This is a genomic window from Kitasatospora aureofaciens (assembly GCF_019192735.1).
In the GTDB taxonomy this organism is placed as follows: Bacteria; Actinomycetota; Actinomycetes; order Streptomycetales; family Streptomycetaceae; genus Kitasatospora; species Kitasatospora aureofaciens_A.
The window spans coordinates 1-15,881 of record NZ_JAHTKP010000061.1 but is presented as its reverse complement, the minus strand read 5'-3'; the positions used below and the strand labels follow the sequence as shown (position 1 = coordinate 15,881).

8 protein-coding genes are annotated in these 15,881 nt (G+C 75.8%); 4 read left to right on the top strand and 4 right to left on the bottom strand.

Annotation, left to right across the window (positions count from 1 at the left end; translation table 11 throughout):
• Positions 1-124 precede the first annotated feature (124 nt).
• On the top strand, positions 125-8,281 hold the full coding sequence (locus KV557_RS34290; RefSeq protein ID WP_218205489.1) for a type I polyketide synthase: 8,157 nt from the start codon (positions 125-127) through the stop codon (positions 8,279-8,281).
• Between the two features lie 127 nt (positions 8,282-8,408).
• On the opposite strand, the gene KV557_RS34285 is transcribed toward KV557_RS34290, so the two are convergent.
• Positions 8,409-9,077 (bottom strand): class I SAM-dependent methyltransferase, encoded by a 669-nt coding sequence (locus KV557_RS34285; RefSeq protein ID WP_218205488.1) that lies wholly within the window; start codon positions 9,075-9,077, stop codon positions 8,409-8,411.
• A gap of 100 nt (positions 9,078-9,177) precedes the next feature.
• On the opposite strand from KV557_RS34285, the gene KV557_RS34280 reads away from it, so the two are divergent.
• Complete coding sequence (locus KV557_RS34280; protein ID WP_218205487.1) at positions 9,178-9,864, top strand: hypothetical protein; 687 nt, start codon at positions 9,178-9,180, stop codon at positions 9,862-9,864.
• A gap of 42 nt (positions 9,865-9,906) precedes the next feature.
• Here the strand turns inward: KV557_RS34280 and KV557_RS34275 are convergent, their stop codons facing one another.
• A complete protein-coding gene (locus KV557_RS34275) occupies positions 9,907-10,146 on the bottom strand; it encodes a hypothetical protein (RefSeq protein ID WP_218205486.1) in 240 nt (79 codons plus the stop codon).
• 158 nt (positions 10,147-10,304) lie between these two features.
• On the opposite strand from KV557_RS34275, the gene KV557_RS34270 reads away from it, so the two are divergent.
• Positions 10,305-10,820, top strand: coding sequence for a hypothetical protein (locus KV557_RS34270; RefSeq protein ID WP_218205485.1), 516 nt, complete (start codon positions 10,305-10,307; stop codon positions 10,818-10,820).
• 367 nt (positions 10,821-11,187) lie between these two features.
• On the opposite strand, the gene KV557_RS34265 is transcribed toward KV557_RS34270, so the two are convergent.
• Positions 11,188-11,385 (bottom strand): hypothetical protein, encoded by a 198-nt coding sequence (locus KV557_RS34265; protein ID WP_218205484.1) that lies wholly within the window; start codon positions 11,383-11,385, stop codon positions 11,188-11,190.
• Between the two features lie 846 nt (positions 11,386-12,231).
• Complete coding sequence (locus KV557_RS34260) at positions 12,232-12,606, bottom strand: immunity 22 family protein (protein ID WP_218205483.1); 375 nt, start codon at positions 12,604-12,606, stop codon at positions 12,232-12,234.
• Between the two features lie 487 nt (positions 12,607-13,093).
• On the opposite strand from KV557_RS34260, the gene KV557_RS34255 reads away from it, so the two are divergent.
• Complete coding sequence (locus tag KV557_RS34255) at positions 13,094-14,107, top strand: alpha/beta hydrolase (RefSeq protein ID WP_218205482.1); 1,014 nt, start codon at positions 13,094-13,096, stop codon at positions 14,105-14,107.
• Positions 14,108-15,881: the final 1,774 nt, after the last annotated feature.

The following is a 15,881-nucleotide window of genomic DNA, read 5'->3' as shown; positions in this document are numbered from 1 at the left end:
CCGTAGCGGCCGGGCGGGTGAACAAGGCGGGCGGATCGTGTCCCTCCGGGGCCCGGGGGCATTGTCCAAGTCGGCCGTCGCCCGACGGGCCGGCCCCGAGGACCATCAGCGGAGGATCATCCCCGTGCACAGCGCCGTCCCGCCCGCCCCGCCCGCCCCCGCACCGGTGGCGGTCGTCGGCGTCGGGCTGCGCCTGCCGGGCGGCATCCGCTCCCTCGACGGGCTGTGGTCGGCGCTGGCGCAGGGGCGGGACCTGGTCGGCGAGGTGCCCGCCGACCGGTTCGACGCCGCCCGGTTCGTCTCGCCCGGCGCCCGGCGCGACGGGAAGGCGTACGTGGGCGCCGGCGCTTTCCTGGACGACATCGCCTCCTTCGACGCCGACTTCTTCGGGATCTCGCCGAAGGAGGCCTCCCGCCTGGACCCGCAGCAGCGGCTGCTGCTGGAGTGCGCCGTCGAGGCGTTCGACGACGCGGGCATCGACTGGCACCGCCTGGCCGGCAGCGACACCGCCGTGGTGGTCGGGGTGTCCGGCCACGACTACGGCGCCCTGCAGGCCCGGCACCTGCGCAGCCTGACCCCGTACTCGGTCAGCGGCACCGCCGCGAGCAACACCGCCAACCGCCTGTCGTACACGCTGGACCTGCACGGCCCCTCCTACGCCGTGGACACCGCCTGCTCCTCGGCGCTGACCGCCGTCCACCTCGCCTGCGAGGCACTGCGCGCAGGAAGCAGCGCCCTGGCGCTGGCGGGCGGGGTGAACGTGCTGCTGGGCCCGGCCGGCTTCGTGGGCTTCTCGCAGGCGTCGATGCTGAGCCCGACCGGCCGGTGCCGCCCGTTCGCCGAGGCGGCCGACGGCTACGTGCGCTCCGAGGGCGCGGGGGTGCTGCTGCTCAAGCCGCTGGCCGCGGCGCTGGCCGACGGCGACCGGGTGCACGCCGTGGTCGCGGCGAGCGGGCTCAACGTGGACGGCCGCACGGCGGGTCTGGCCCTGCCCAGTGCCGACTCCCAGGCGCGGCTCCTGGAAGAGGTCTACGCCCGGGCGCGGATCGACCCGCGGCGGCTGGGCTACATCGAGGCGCACGGCACCGGCACGCCCACCGGCGACCCGGTGGAGTGCGAGGCGCTGGGGCGGGCGCTGGGAAGGCGGCGCGGCGGGGTGGCGCTGCCGGTCGGGTCGGTGAAGTCCAACCTCGGGCACCTGGAGTCGGCGGCCGGGGTGGCGGGCCTGCTCAAGGCCGTGCTGGTGCTGCGCGAGGGGACGATCCCGCGCACCCTGCACGGCGAACCCGCCCGGGCCGCCATCGACTTCGCCGCCCTCGGCCTGTCCCCGGTGACCACCCAGCGGCCCCTCGGGCCGGTGCGGGGTGGCGCGGTGGGCGGCCCGGCGACGCACGACCCGACGACGGACCACCCAGCGACGAACGAACCGGCACACGGCCCAACGGCAGACGGCCCAGCAGCGCACAGCCCGGCGGCAGACGACCCGACGACAGACAACCCGGCAGCGAACGACCCGACGGCGCACGACCCGCAGGCAGACGGCCCGACGGCAGACGGCTCGGCGACGCACGACCCGGCGACGCACGACCCGGCGACGCACAGCCCGATGGCAGACGCCCCGGCGACGCACGACCCGGCGACGCACAACCCGACGGCAGACGCCCCGGCGACGCACGACCCGGCGACGCACAACCCGATGGCAGACGCCCCGGCGACGCACGACCCGGCTGCGCACGACCAAGTGGCGGACGGCCCGCTGGTCGGGGTGAACTCCTTCGGCTTCGGCGGCGCGAACGCGCATGTCGTGCTGGCCGCCCCTCCCCCGCCCGCGCCGCGCGGGCCGCTGCCCGCCGGCCGGCCGCTGCCCGTCGTGGTCTCGGCCCGCTCGGCGGCCGCGCTCGCCGAGGCGGCCGAGCGCTGGGCCGCACGGCTGGAGGCGGCGCCCGCCGGGCAGTTCCACGACCTCGCGTACACCGCCACCCGGCGCCGCGCCCGCTACGAGCGGTGCCTGGCCGTGCTGGCCCCCGACGGGAGGCGGGCGGCCCGGGCGCTGCGCGCCGCCGCCCGGGGGGAGACGGGCGAGGCAGCGGCGGCGGCCGCGCGGGCGGTCCCCCGGGGCCGCGTGGGCTTCGTCTTCGCGGGCAACGCCTCGCAGTGGGCCGGCATGGGCCGCGACCTGCTCGCCTCCGACGAGGCGTTCCGGGGCGAAGTCGCCGCCTGCGACCGGGAGTTCACGCCGCTGCTGGGCTGGTCGGTGCTCGCCGAGCTCACCGTGCCCGGCGGGGCGGGGAGTTGGGAGCGCACCGAGATCGCCCAGCCGCTGCTGTTCGCCGTCCAGGCCGGCCTGGTGGCGGCGCTCGCGGCCCGCGGGGTGCGGCCCGCGGCGGTGCTCGGGCACAGCGTCGGGGAGATCGCCGCCGCCTACTGCGCCGGGGCGCTGGACCGGGCGGGGGCCTGCAAGGTGGTCGCGGCGCGCAGCCGGGCCCAGGCGCCGACGGCCGGCGCCGGGCGGATGGCGGCCGTCGGGCTGGCGGCCGGGGAGACGGCGGCGCTGCTGGGCGAACTGGGCCTGGCCGGGCGGCTGGTGGTGGCCGGGGTCAACAGCGGGCGCGACACCACGGTGTCGGGCGAGGGCGGGGCGCTGGCGCGCCTGGGCGAGCACCTCGCCGGGCGGGGCGCCTTCTTCCGCGACCTCGGGCTCGACTACGCGTTCCACAGCCGGGCCATGGACGCGGTCCGGGCCCCGCTCGGCGCCGAACTGGCCGGCCTCACGGCCCGCCCCGGCGCCGTCACCATGGTCTCGACGGTCACCGGCGAGGCGGTCGAGGGGCGGAGGCTGGACGCGCGGTACTGGTGGCGCAACGTCCGCGAGCCGGTGCGGTTCGCCGACGCCGTCGCGGCCGCCACCGGCGCGCACGGGTGCGACGTGCTGGTGGAGATCGGCCCGCACCCGGTGCTCGCCGGCTACCTGCGCCGTCTCACCGCCGCCCTGCCCCACCCGGTCGCCCTCGTGCCCACGCTCTCCCGCCCCACGCCCGGCACGCCGGACACCCCACCAGCCCACCCCGCACCCACCTCACCCACCACGCCCGCCGCCGCATCCGCCCCCGCCGCCCCGGACACCCCCGCAACCAACTCGCCCACCGCCCCGGACACCCCCGCCACACCCACCGCCCCGGACACCCCCGCCACACCCGACCCCGCCACACCCACCGCCCCGGACACCCCCGCCACACCCGACCCCGCCACACCCACCGCCCCGGACAGCGCGCTCGCCCATCTGCTGGCCTGCGGCGCCGAGTTGGACTGGTCCGTACACTTCCCCGCCCCCGGCCACGTCGCCGACGCGCCCGCCTATCCGTGGCAGCGCGAGCGGCACTGGCACGGCGACCCCGCCTGGTGGGTGGAGACCACCGACACCGAGGACCCCCGCACCGGGCACTGGCACCCGCTGCTCGGCGCCGCCATGCCCGGACCGCAGCCGGCCTGGCAGCAGGAACTCGACCCCCGGGAGCCGGCCTGGCTCGCCGACCACCGGATCGGCGACAGCGTGGTCCTGCCCGCCGCCGCGTACGTCGACATGGCGCTGTGCGCCGGCCGCCAGGCCCACGAGGCACCCGTCGAAGTGGAACGCCTCACGATCGGCCGGGCCCTGACACTGCCGCACGACGACCCCGACGCGAGCGTGTGGATCCACACCCGGCTCGACGACGGCGGCGCCCTCACCATCGCCTCCCGCCCCGGCGGGCGCACCGAGTGGACCGAATACGCGCGCGCCCGCGTCCGGCAGCTGCTGCGCCAACAGCCCCCCGCCCTGGACCCGACGGCACTGCGCGCCCGCACCCCGTGCCCGGTGGCCCCCGCCGACCTGTACGCCCGGTGCGAGCGCGCCGGCCTGCCGTACGGGCCCGCCTTCCGTACCGTCACCGAGCTGCGCCACGGCGAGGGCGAGGTGTTCGCCGCCTGGGCGGCCACCGACGGGCCGGCCCCCGGGCACACCGCGCACCCCGTCCTCCTGGACGGCGCGTTCCAGACGCTCCTCCCGCTGCTGGGCATCGACGCCGACGACGCGGTGCCCTACCTGCCGCTGGGCATCGACGCCGTGCGCTGCTGGCAGCCGCTGCCCGCCGCCGGGCTCGTCCACGGGCGCCTGCGCTCGCGCACCGCCACCGGCGCGGCCGCGGACCTGACCGTCACCGACCCGGACGGCACCGTCCTGCTGGAGGTCCTGGGCCTTCGGGTGCGCCGCTTCGAGGGGGCGCGCCGCCCCGCGCCGCAGCGCCTGGCCGAAGTCCTGCGGGCCGCCCCGCGCCCGGGAAGCGCCGCGCCGCCCTGCCCGCTGCCCGCCCCCGCCGAGGTCCTGGCCGCCGGCGCAGGCGCCCTCGCCGCGGCCGAGCGGGCCTGGCACCGCGACTTCGGCTACGCCCGCTACCAGCCGCAGGCCCTCGCCCTCACCGGCCACTACACCGCCGCCGCGATCCGCCGACTGCTCCCGGACGCCGCCGCGTTCACCCTCGACGACCTGCACGCCGCGGGCGTGGCCCCCCGCCACCGGCGGCTGCTGCCCGAACTGGTCGAGGGCGCCGCCCTGCACGGCGCCCTCGCACCCGCCGGCCCCGGCCGCTGGCGTCTGCCCGACCAGCCGCAACCCCACCGGCGCTTCAGGGAGATCCTGCGCCGCTTCCCCGCCAACCACGCGAGCTCGCACCTGTCCGCCGTGTTCGGCCGCCACCTCGCCGACCTCCTGCGCGGCCGCGTCGACGCCCTCGACCTGCTGTTCTCCGACGCCGACGCCCTCGCCGCGCGCTACTACGAATCCGCCGAGGAGATCGCCCACTTCAACCGCACGGCCCGCCTGCTGCTGCGCACGGCCCTCGCCGACCGACCGCACGAGAGGCCGCTGCGCGTCCTGGAAGTGGGCGCCGGCACCGGCGGCCTGAGCGCCCTCGTCCTGCCCGACCTGGCGCCCGAACGCACCCGCTACACCTACACCGACGTCTCGCCGTACTTCTTCCCCGCCGCCCAACAACGCTTCCGCGACCACGACTTCGTCGAGTACCGCCCGCTCGACCTGGACGCCGACCCGGCCGGGCAGGGCTTCACCCCCGGCTCCTACGACGTCGTCCTCGCCTCGTACGTCCTGCACGCCACCCGCAACCTGCGCGCCACCCTGCACCGCCTGCACACCCTGCTCGCCGAGGGCGGCCACCTGGTCGTCGTCGAACCGCACAACCTCGCCGTCGTCGCCCCGGTCTTCGGCCTGCTGGACAGCTTCTGGCGCGACACCGACCGCGAACTACGGCCCCACGGACCACTGTTGGCGCGCGAGCAGTGGCCGCCACTGCTGGCCGCCTGCGGGTTCACCGGCACCGTGCAGACCGGCGACAGCACCGAACCGGGGCGCAGCGACTTCTCCGTCACGCTGACGGCGAAGGGCCCGGGCACGGCGGTCCCGGAAACGACGGCACCGGACGCGACGGCACCGGAGGCGACGGCCCCGGACGCGACGGCACCGACGGCACCGGAGGCGAGCGCCGCGTCGGCGACCGCCGCAGACCCGGGCACACGGCCCCAGCCCCCGGCGCGGGTGGTCGTGCGGCTCGGCGCCCACCCGCCGCACCCGGACGGGGAGCCGCCCGGGCGCACCGTCGCCGAGCCCGAGGACCCGCAGTGCTGGCGCCGGGTGCTGGCGCACACCTCGCAGGTGGTCCTGCTCACCGCCGGCCCCGCCGGCAACGGCGCGACGGCCGGCAACGGGGCGACGGCCGCCGAGGAGACCGACACCGCGGTGCGCCACCTGGCCGTCCTGCGCGCCCTCGCCACCGCCTGCGCCGACCTGCCCGAGGAACGCACCGTCACCCTCGCGGTGGTCTGCCCCGACCCGCACCACCGCGGGCTGCCCGCCGCCCCCGCCGACGCCGCCCTGTGGGGCGCCGCCCGCAGCCTCGCCAACGAGCAGCCCCGCCTGGCCGTGCGCCGGATCACCCTGGCCCCCGGCTCCCTGCCCCTGCTGGCCGCCGAACTCGACGAGCCGACCGACCGGTCCACCGACCAGTCCACCGACCGGTCCACCGACCAGTCCGCCGACCAGTCCGCCGACCGGTCCGCCGACGAGGACGAGGTCCACCTCACCTCCCAGGGCCGCTTCGCCCTGCGGCTGCACCCCTGGACACCGCCCGCCCGCCCGGCCGGCGCCTACACCCTCGCCGTCCACGAACCCGGCCTGCGCTTCCGTCTCGGCTGGCGCCCGGCCGCACCGGCCGTCCCCGAGCGCGGCGAGGTCCTCGTCAAGGTCGCCGCCACCGGCCTGAACTACCTCGACGTCATGGCCGCAACCGCCCTGGTGCCGCCCCCCGAGGGGCACCCCCGCCAGGACGCCGAGCCGTTGGGCGTGGAGTGCGCCGGCGAGGTCGTCGCGACGGGCCCCGGCACGCCCTGGCCGGCGGTGGGCGAGCGCGTCGTCTGCATGGCCACCGGCTGCTTCGGCTCGCACGTCCTCGCCCGTACCGACCGGCTGCTGCCCCTGCCGCCGCATCTGAGCCCGGCCGAGGCCGCCACCCTGCCCGCCGCCGCCCTGACCGTCCACCACAGCCTCGCCCACCTGGCCCGGCTGCGCCGCGGCGAAACCCTGCTGGTCCACGCGGGGGCCGGCGGCGTGGGGCAGGCCGCCCTGCAGTACGCCCGCCGCGTCGGGGCCCGCGTCATCGCCACCGCCGGCACCCCCGCCAAACGCGACCTGCTGCACGCGCTCGGCGCCGCCCACGTCCTCAACTCCCGCACCCTGCACTTCGCCGACGAGGTCATGGACCTCACCGGCGGCGAGGGCGTCGACGTCGTCCTCAACTCCCTGGCCGGCGAGGCCATGCACCGCAGCCTCGCCCTGCTCAAACCCTTCGGCCGCTTCGTCGAACTCGGCAAACGCGACTTCCTCGCCGACCGCCCCATCCCCTCCGCCCGCTTCCTGGACAACCTGACGTTCCACGGCATCGACATCGCCGCGCTGCTGCGCCCGCCCTCCCCGCTGGGCGACGCCCACGTGCGGGCCCTGGGCCGGGCCGTCGCCGACGGCACCTTCCACCCGCTGCCCTACCGGGCCTACCCGGCCGCCCGCATCCAGGACGCCTTCACCGCCCTCCAGCACTCCCGGCACATCGGCAAGATCGTCATCACCCACGACGAGACCCCGCCGCTGGCCGCCCCCGCCGCGCCGCCCGTCCTCGACCCGCACGCCGAGTACCTGATCACCGGCGGCCTCGGCGGCCTGGGCGCCGCGACCGCCCGCCACCTCGCCGCCCGCGGCGCCCGCCACCTGATCCTCCTCAGCCGCCGCGGCCCCCGCGCGCCCGAGGCCGCCGGCCTGATCGCCGGCCTCACCGCGCTCGGCGTCCACGTCAGCGCCCACGCCGCCGACGCCGCCGACGAGAACGCCCTGCGCGAGGTCCTCGCCCGCCTGGACGCCCGCGGCCGGCGCCTGGCGGGCGTCGTCCACGCCGCGATGGTCCTCGACGACGCACCGCTGCCCGAACTGACCGACGACCGCATCCGGGCCGTCCTCGCCCCCAAACTCACCGCCGGCCGCCTCCTCGACCGCCTCACCCGCCGGCGCCCCCTGGATTTCTTCGTCGTCTACAGCTCCGGCGCCGCCCTGCTCGGCAACGCCCACCAGAGCCACTACACGGCCGCCAACCTCGCCCTCGATGCCCTCGTGCGCGAACGCCGCCGCGCCGGCCTGCCGGGCCTGGCCGTCCAGTGGGGCGCCATCAGCGACACCGGGTACGTGCACCGCAGCGGCCGGCGCGGCCTGGCCATCCTGGGCCTGGGCAAGCTGCGCTCCGACGACGCCCTGGCCGCCCTCGACCAGGTCCTCACCGCCGGCGACGCCGACGTCCTCGCCCTCGGCCGCTTCGACTGGGCCCGCCTGCACCGCGTCCTGCCCCGCCTGGCCGCCCCCCGCACCGCCCACCTGCTCCCCGCCGGCGACGCCGCCGACGACGACCGCCTCCACGACGCCCTCGCCCGCGCCACCCCCGAACAGGCCCTGGCCCTCCTCGCGGACCTGCTCACCGGCCTGCTCGCCGACATCCTGCAGACCACCCCCGAGCACATCGCCCCCGACCGCCCCCTCGAACAACTCGGCATGGACTCCCTGCTGGCCGCCGAACTCGCCACCCGCATCGAGCAGCGCCTGCACTGCGACATCCCGTCCATCGAACTCGCCGGCACCACCGACCTCACCACCCTCGCCCGCAGGATCCACCGGCGCCTGACCGCCACCGGCTGACCCTCCGCCGGCCGACCTTCCACCGGCCGACCTTCCACCGGCCGACCCTCCGCCGGGTGACCTTTCCACCGGCCGACCTTTCCGCCGGGTGACCTTCCACCGGGTGAACGGGCCCGCGCGGGCCCGTTCAGGGCACCTGCGCCTCGAACAGCGCCACGCACCCGCGCACCTGCACGCGGTGCACCGGGAAACGCGCCGCAAGCTCCGCCCGCAGCCCGGCCGGGCCGTCCCCGCGGTTGTGGAACACCCCCACAGCGTTGAACAGCGCCAGCTCCGCCCGCCCGAACGCCCCCACCGGCACCCCCGCCGACAGCACCGTGGCACCGAACACCCGCCCGCCCGGGCGGACACAGGCCGCCACGTGGTCCAGCACCCGCGCCTTGGCCGCCATCGGCCCCGGCAGGCAGTGCAGCAGGAAGTTCACCGACGCCGACCCGAACGCCCCCGCCGGCAGCGGCAGCGGCTCCAGCGCGTCCGCCCGCACCGCCACCACCTCGTACCGGGCCAGCCGGCGCGCCGCACAGCGCAGCGCCTGCGGGTTCAGATCGGCCAGCGTGATCGCCTGCCGCCCGGCGGGCTTGCGGCACCGGTCGAGCAGGTACCCCGTCCCCACCCCGACGTCCAGGTGCTCGCCGGCGAGGTTGCGCTCGAACAGCGCGAGAAGCTCCGCCACCGGGATGCGCCAGGCGAAGGGGCAGTTCACCCCGAAGACCACCAGGTCGTAGCACGGCAGCGTCCACGCCCGGTACGCCGCCTGCCCGGCCCACACCCCGGCGCTCAGCCCCGCGACCTTCACACCACCGCCTCCATGCCTCCCAGTTTCCGGCCCGCACCGCCGGCGGCGCATCTTCTGGACTTCCGCACTCGATCAACAGCACGGCACATTCGGGGAGAACATGACCATCGGTCAGATCAGGTCCGCCGCACGCGTCATAGGCCGCCGCACCACCCTGCGCTACCTCGCGCTCGGCGTGGGGGCGTCGCCGGCCGCCGCCTGCACGAGCAGCGGCACATCCCCGGACGGCAAAACCCAACCGCCCACCTCCCCCGCGGCCCACACCCCCACCCCCGCCACTGCCACAACCGCTCCCGCAACCGCTCCCCCGACCGCTCCCGCCACCGCTCCCGCCACCGCGAAGCCCACCGTCGCCGAGCGCGCCTTCGACGCCTTCGTCCGCGGCAACTGGACCCTCACCTCCACCCTCCCCGGCAACAAGAGCGCCCAGGGCGCGGTCACCGTCCAGGCCGACGGCGGCGGCAACGGCGGCTGGACCATCCAGTGGTCCGGCCAGGCCGGCAAGGCCGGCGCCTGGCGCGGCACCTTCCTCCTGCGCGGCGGCCACCTCGCGCTCACCATCTCCGACGGCCCCACGAACCTGACCCAGCAGCACGGCCCCCAGGCCCTCGACGTCCCCGCCACCCTCGCCGACACCATCCAGCTCACCCTGCCCTGGCAACCGCCCGGCGCCGGCCCCGCCGCCGACGGCCAGCGCCTGTCCGTCACCTACTCCGGCACCACCCTGCGCATCGTCCACACCACCGCCTCCGGCAGCACCTCCACCCACGTCTGCACCCGCGCCTGACCCGCCCCCGCTGCGCCTGATCCGGGGCGCCCACGGGTGCGCTCAGGCGGCGCGGGCCTCCAGCCGGCGCAGCAGGATCGCGCGCTCGGCATCGGTGACCGGATGGTGCGGGTCCGGCGCGAGCGCCCAGCGGCGCAGCCGCTCCAGGGTCGCGCCGTCCAGGTCGAGGTAGAGGCGCCAGTGCGAGCGCGAGTGGCAGTGGGGGTCGGCGGGCAGGCGGCAGCTGTCGCAGTGCGTGAAGAACGCCTCCACCAGCCGGTGGGCGATCGATTCGTCGGACACAGGTCCTGCCCTCCTTCCGCGCTCGGCGGGCTCTTCGGGGGTGGCCCTGTCCAGGGTGCGGGGCCGCGGGGCCGGGCGGGAGGGGACCAAGGTCCTTTCCGCAGGTCAGCGAACAATTCGGTACGCGCCGGCCCCGCGCCCGTGGAACCCTGCCGGGCATGGAGCAGACGACCCCGTACGACGACGACCGCGCCGCCTACACCCGCCACGCCCTGGCCCGCCTCGTGCTCGCCGACCACGCCACCGACGTGGCCGACGCCGCGGCCGGCCTGGTTGGCACCCGCAACGACGCCGACACCGGGCCCGGCGGCCGGGCCGGCCAGGCCCGGCAACTCGTCGAACTCGCCGAGCAGGTGCTGGCCTCCGCGGTCGTCCACGAGGTGGAGCGCGGCAGCTCGTGGGCCGAGATCGGGCACTACCTGGGCATCGGCGCAAACGAGGCCCGGGAGCGCTTCGCCCCGGCCCTCAAGGGGTGGGACACCGCCTTCGAGGAGCCCTACCGCCTCGACACGACGGGCCGCAAGCGCATCCCCCAACTCCCCACCGCCGCCTACGACCCGGCCTCCGCCTGCCGCCGGCTCGACCTGTGGGCGTTCCTGCACCTCACCGGGGTCAACGACCGCAACGCCGTCAGCGCCGCCCTCCTCACGACCGACGGCGGCCCGGACGCGTAGGCCCGCCGATGCCCGCACCGGGCGGCACCGGAGTGTCCGGGCCGTCCAGCCACACCGTTCGACCGCCCCCGGCTGAAGCCGGCAACCGGGCCAGGCAGCGCGTTGGCCGTGGAGCAGCAACGGGACCGTCCGGTCGGTGAGGGCTTCGGCGGCGCGGGCGGCCTGGGCGGGGGCCATGACGGTGGGGAGTTGGGTGACGGGGACGAAGCGCGCGCCGAGGAGGCCGCTGCGGTGCTGCGGCGGAACGGCGATGCGGTCGGCGGCCGCACGTTCGCCCCACCCAACGCGAGGACGGTCGTCAAGTCGTCGACCACGGAGGCCGCTTCACGCCGCTGCTCGGCGGTGGCACGGTTGAGGATCGCCCCCATCACTCCCCCAGGCGCCGGTGCACCTCGAACCCCCGCCACGCCGAGAAGGCGTCGCAGAACGAGGAGAAGGAGGCGAGTTCACCGGAGGAGGAGCGCAGCCACTCCCCCGTGACCTCGTTCCGCACCCGGTAACACCGGGCATCGGTGTCCCACCGCACCCCGTAGCCGTGGAGCTCGGGAACCTGAGCACAGGTCATGGGAGAACCCTCCGCAGTCGGAATTTCACGTTCTGTGCTCATGGTGGCCCTGAGTCGTCCAGCATCGAAAGTGAAATGCGACGTGCCGTTGCGCCGGCCGCCAGTTGGGGGTTTCCATCTACTGCGACGTGGACACGAGCGCCTGGGCGTTCTCCAAGACGTCGATCTACACCTCTTCGCTCGACGGCGCCGCAGCACACCTCTCCTTGACCGGAACCAGCTCCATCTACGAGGCCGGCCCCAAGGGTTTCCGGGTCATCGCGGTCTGGGCCGACGGGGCGACGGTCGACCCCGCCGAGGCCCAGAAGCAGCAGTGGCACGTGAACTGGATCGGTGTCGAGACCATCCGACCCGCTCTCATCCCCCCGGTACGAGCCGCACAGAGCCCGTGCCGGGGCAACGTCGCGTCCGGGCCCGGCCGGAGCACCCGGGGACCGAACACGGAAGGGACGAAAACGTCCGGGCACAACTGCACCTCCAACAGCCAAGGGTCAACGACTTCGCCATCCTTGCGGGCCGCCTGCCCCCGACTTCCCTGCCGGGTGTCCACGGGGCGTGGTCGTACCGATCACGCACCACACCCGGAAGGAAGCCCAGTCGATCAACAACGCCTCGACCCCCGCCGCCGTGCCCGGCACGCTGCTCACTGCCCGCCGGCGGGCGGATCACCGCGCACGGACGGACAGCGGGCGGCGCAACAAGGACCACCCCGAGCCGGACAGCGAAACGACCGACGCCCAGTCGTGGCGGGCGCTGCTCAGCGCAAAGAAGCCGACCCTGCCGCACAGCCGGCGATCGAACGCCACCCTCGCCCGGGGCCTGCCGCTCTCCCACCCGGGGGAACCCTCAGCCGTGGACGGCGAACCGGCCGAGATAGCGCAGCGAGGTGCCGTGCGGGCTGGTGACGACGTTGGGGGCGAAGACGCAGATCGCGGCGTCGGCCGGCTCGGTGGATTCGAGGTTCGGCAGCCACCGGTCGGCGTAGGAGGCCTCCCGCAGCAGTACCGCCGGGGGCACCGGGGCGAGGTGGCCCAGGTCGCGGGCGTGGACGGCCTCGACGCACATCGGGGTGAACCCGGTGATCCCGGCCTCGCCCATGAAAGCCGACGGCACGGCCTGCCCGTCGTCGGACCACCTCTGGTCGATGTAGTCGCGGAGGTCCTCCTGCGAGGAGAAGCGGCCGCGCGAGAGGAAGACGTGCACCACGCCGGTTTCGGTCACAAGGCGATTCTCGCCCGACGCCTGGATGGGTGACGGGCCCGGCCGGGCGCGGCCGGTCCCGGGGCGCTACCCACCACCGCGACCGGGGCTGGGAAGCTGTCCCGGTCGGGGTGGCGCCGGGCATCCCCGGCCGGGGGTTTCCAGCTGTTACTTGATCTCTCAACGAATTTGGGCAACTGCCGGCGTTTGTCGGTAGGTTGGCCTCTGCCCGGTTGGCGAAAGCCAAGCCGACCGGGCGTTCGACCCCTGCGGCGGCAGGTGAAACACGCCCCTCACGCAGGCCTGGGTCCGTCGTCGCCGGGAGTGGCCCGGAGACGGAAAACGCATGTGGAGCCGGTGCAAGACCAGGCGTGAGCGCCGGGCGGTCGGCGATGAAGCGTGAACCGTAGTCGCGCCAGATGGGCCGTGAACGGGCCTTCCGGGCGCAAACGTCCGGAATGCTGAGACGTCCTGAAGGTCTCGGCAACGGGAGGTCCTGTCCGTGGGGATGAGTGAAAGGCCGTCGGAGCACGGCCCTGCCGCGACGGCCCGGCGCGCGCCGGCGTTCGACCCGCAGCTGCGGGCCGCGCTGGCGGCGAGGGGAGAGCGGGGGCCGGTCACCCCGGAGAACCTCGCGGCCGTGCAGGAGCGGGATGCCACCGCCCGGCCCAGGCCGACGGCCGAAACGCTGCGGGACGGCGGCCGGTTCGAGGTGGAGGAACTGCACGCGCCCGGACCCCGGGACGGGGACGGGGACGGGGTCACACTCGTCAGCGCACGGCCCGCCGGGGCCACCGGGCCGCTGCCGCTCCTGTACTACCTGCACGGCGGCGCAATGATCATGGGCAACGCGTGGTCCGTCCTGCCGCGGCTGCTGCGCGCATGGGCCCTGCCGCTGCAACTGGCCGTCATCTCCGTCGAGTACCGCCTGGCGCCACAGGCGCCGTACCCCGCACCCCTGGAGGACTGCTGGGCCGGCCTCGCCTGGGCCACCGGCAACGCGGCCGCGCTGGGCTGGGACGCGGACAGGATCATCGTCGGGGGCAAGAGCGCCGGCGGCGGACTCGCCGCAGCCCTCGCCCTGCTGACCCGCGACCGCGGCGGGCCGGCCCCGATCGGCCAGCTCCTCCTGAGCCCCATGCTCGACGACCGCGGCACCACCTTCTCCAGCCGGCAAATGGCCGGCCGCGACACCTGGGACCGGACCTCCAACGCCACCGCGTGGCAGGCCCTGCTGGGCGAGCGCCACGGCGCCGCCGACCTGCCGCCCTACGCGGCCCCCGCCCGCGCCACCGACCTGAGCGCACTGCCCCCCGCCTACATCGAGGTCGGCTCCGCCGAGACCTTCCGCGACGAGGCCGTCGCCTACGCCGACGCGATCTGGCAGGCCGGCGGCGACGCCGAACTCCACGTGTGGCCCGGCGCCTTCCACGGCTTCGACACCCTCGCCCCACACGCCGCCCTCAGCCGCGACGCCCACGACACCCGCACCCGCTGGCTGCAACGGATCCTCGCACGCTGAGGCGAAAGCCGCCCCCACCGACTCCCCCCACCGACGCACACCACGCCACGCCGGCGCGGCACATGCGCCGGCGCGGCCAATGCGCCGGTGCGGCCAATGCGGCGGCGCGGCCAATGCGATGGCCGCCCGGTTGCGGGGTTGGCCATACCGGCCGGACGGGCAACCGTGCGAACTTCGCCGCCGTCCGCGAGAGCGGCGCGTACGAGCTGTACCTGTCCCGGTCCGGGGCGGTGGGGTTTCCAGCTGTTGCTTGATCTCTCAACGAACTTGGGCAACTGCCGGCGTTTGTCGGCAGGTCGGCCTCCGCCCGGTTGGCGAAAGCCGAGCCGGCCGGGCGTTCATCCCCTGCGGCGGCAGGTGAAACACGCCTCTCACGCGGGCCTGGGTCCGCCCGTCGCCGGGAGTGGCCCGGAGACGGAAAACGCATGTGGAGCCGGTGCAAGACCAGGCGTGAACCGTAGTCGCGCCAGATGGGCCGTGAACGGACCTTCCGGGCGGAAACGCCCGGAATGCCGAGACTCCCTGAAGATCTCGGCAACGGCGAGCGACCGGTGGCCGGATTCCACGCTCCGCGAGGGGGCCGGGCCGGGGATCGCGGCTTGAACACCGCGCTGACGGTCTGTCGTGACCATCTGATGGCACGACAGCGAACAGAAGCAGGCGGCGCATTGCGCAGCGGACCGGGTGTCCGGGCGGCAGGGGCTGCGGCCGCCCTGGCGATGCCGGGGGTTTCCAGCTCTGCTGCTTGATCTCTCAACGAACTTGGGCAACTGCCGGCGTTTGTCGGCAGGTCGGCCTCTGCCCGGTTGGCGAAAGCCGAGCCGGCCGGGCGTTCATCCCCTGCGGCGGCAGGTGAAACACGCCTCTCACGCGGGCCTGGGTCCGCCCGTCGCCGGGAGTGGCCCGGAGACGGAAAACGCATGTGGAGCCGGTGCAAGACCAGGCGTGAGCGCCGGGCGGTCGGCGATGAAGCGTGAACCGTAGTCGCGCCAGATGGGCCGTGAACAGGCCTTCCGGGCGCAAACGCCCGGAATGCCGAGACTTCCTGAAGGTCTCGGCAACGGCGAGCGACCGGTGGCCGGATTCCACGCTCCGCGAGGGGGCCGGGCCGGGGATCGCGGCTTGAACACCGCGCTGACGGGCTGTCGTGACCATCTGATGGCACGACAGTGAACGGAAGCAGGCGGCGCATTGCGCAGCGGATCGGGTGTCCGGGCGGCAGGGGCTGCGGCCGCCCTGGCGGTGCCGGGAGTCTTCGCCACCGGCTGCAGCGGCAGTGGCGGGGGCGCGGCCACGGGGGTGGCGGCGGTGGGCCCGGCGGCCGGCGGGGACTTCGGGACCGTGTTCGGTGACGAGCAGCGGCTGCGGGCGGGCCCGCCCGACCCGGAGTCGATGCGCGGGCGGACGCCCAGGAGCGGGAACACCCACGTCGCCGACAAGGCGAAGAGCGCGGCCGACTGCGGCGCGGACGCGTCGTGGAACTGCACCGCCGTCGCGGCCGGGCGAGCCCGGTTCGAGGCCGACGGGGAGAGCCCCCACCTTCCGCCCGGGAGCGTTCGCCGACCCGGCGGACGCCCAGGAGCGGGAACACCCACGTCGCCGACAAGGCGAAGAGCGCGGCCGACTGCGGCACGGACGCGTCCTGGGACTGCACCGCCGTCGCGGCCGGGCGAGCCCGGTTCGAGGCCGACGGGGAGAGCCCCCACCTTCCGCCCGGGAGCGTTCGCCGACCCGGCGGACGCCCAGGAGCGGGAACACCCACGTCGCCGACAAG

Bases quoted from the DNA above. Each gene is read 5' to 3' on its own strand.
- KV557_RS34280 (WP_218205487.1), top strand. From the start codon at position 9,178: ATGACCATCGGTCAGATCAGGTCCGCCGCACGCGTCATAGGCCGCCGC.
- KV557_RS34270 (WP_218205485.1), top strand. From the start codon at position 10,305: ATGGAGCAGACGACCCCGTACGACGACGACCGCGCCGCCTACACCCGC.
- KV557_RS34265 (WP_218205484.1), bottom strand. From the start codon at position 11,385: ATGACCTGTGCTCAGGTTCCCGAGCTCCACGGCTACGGGGTGCGGTGG.
- KV557_RS34255 (WP_218205482.1), top strand. From the start codon at position 13,094: ATGAGTGAAAGGCCGTCGGAGCACGGCCCTGCCGCGACGGCCCGGCGC.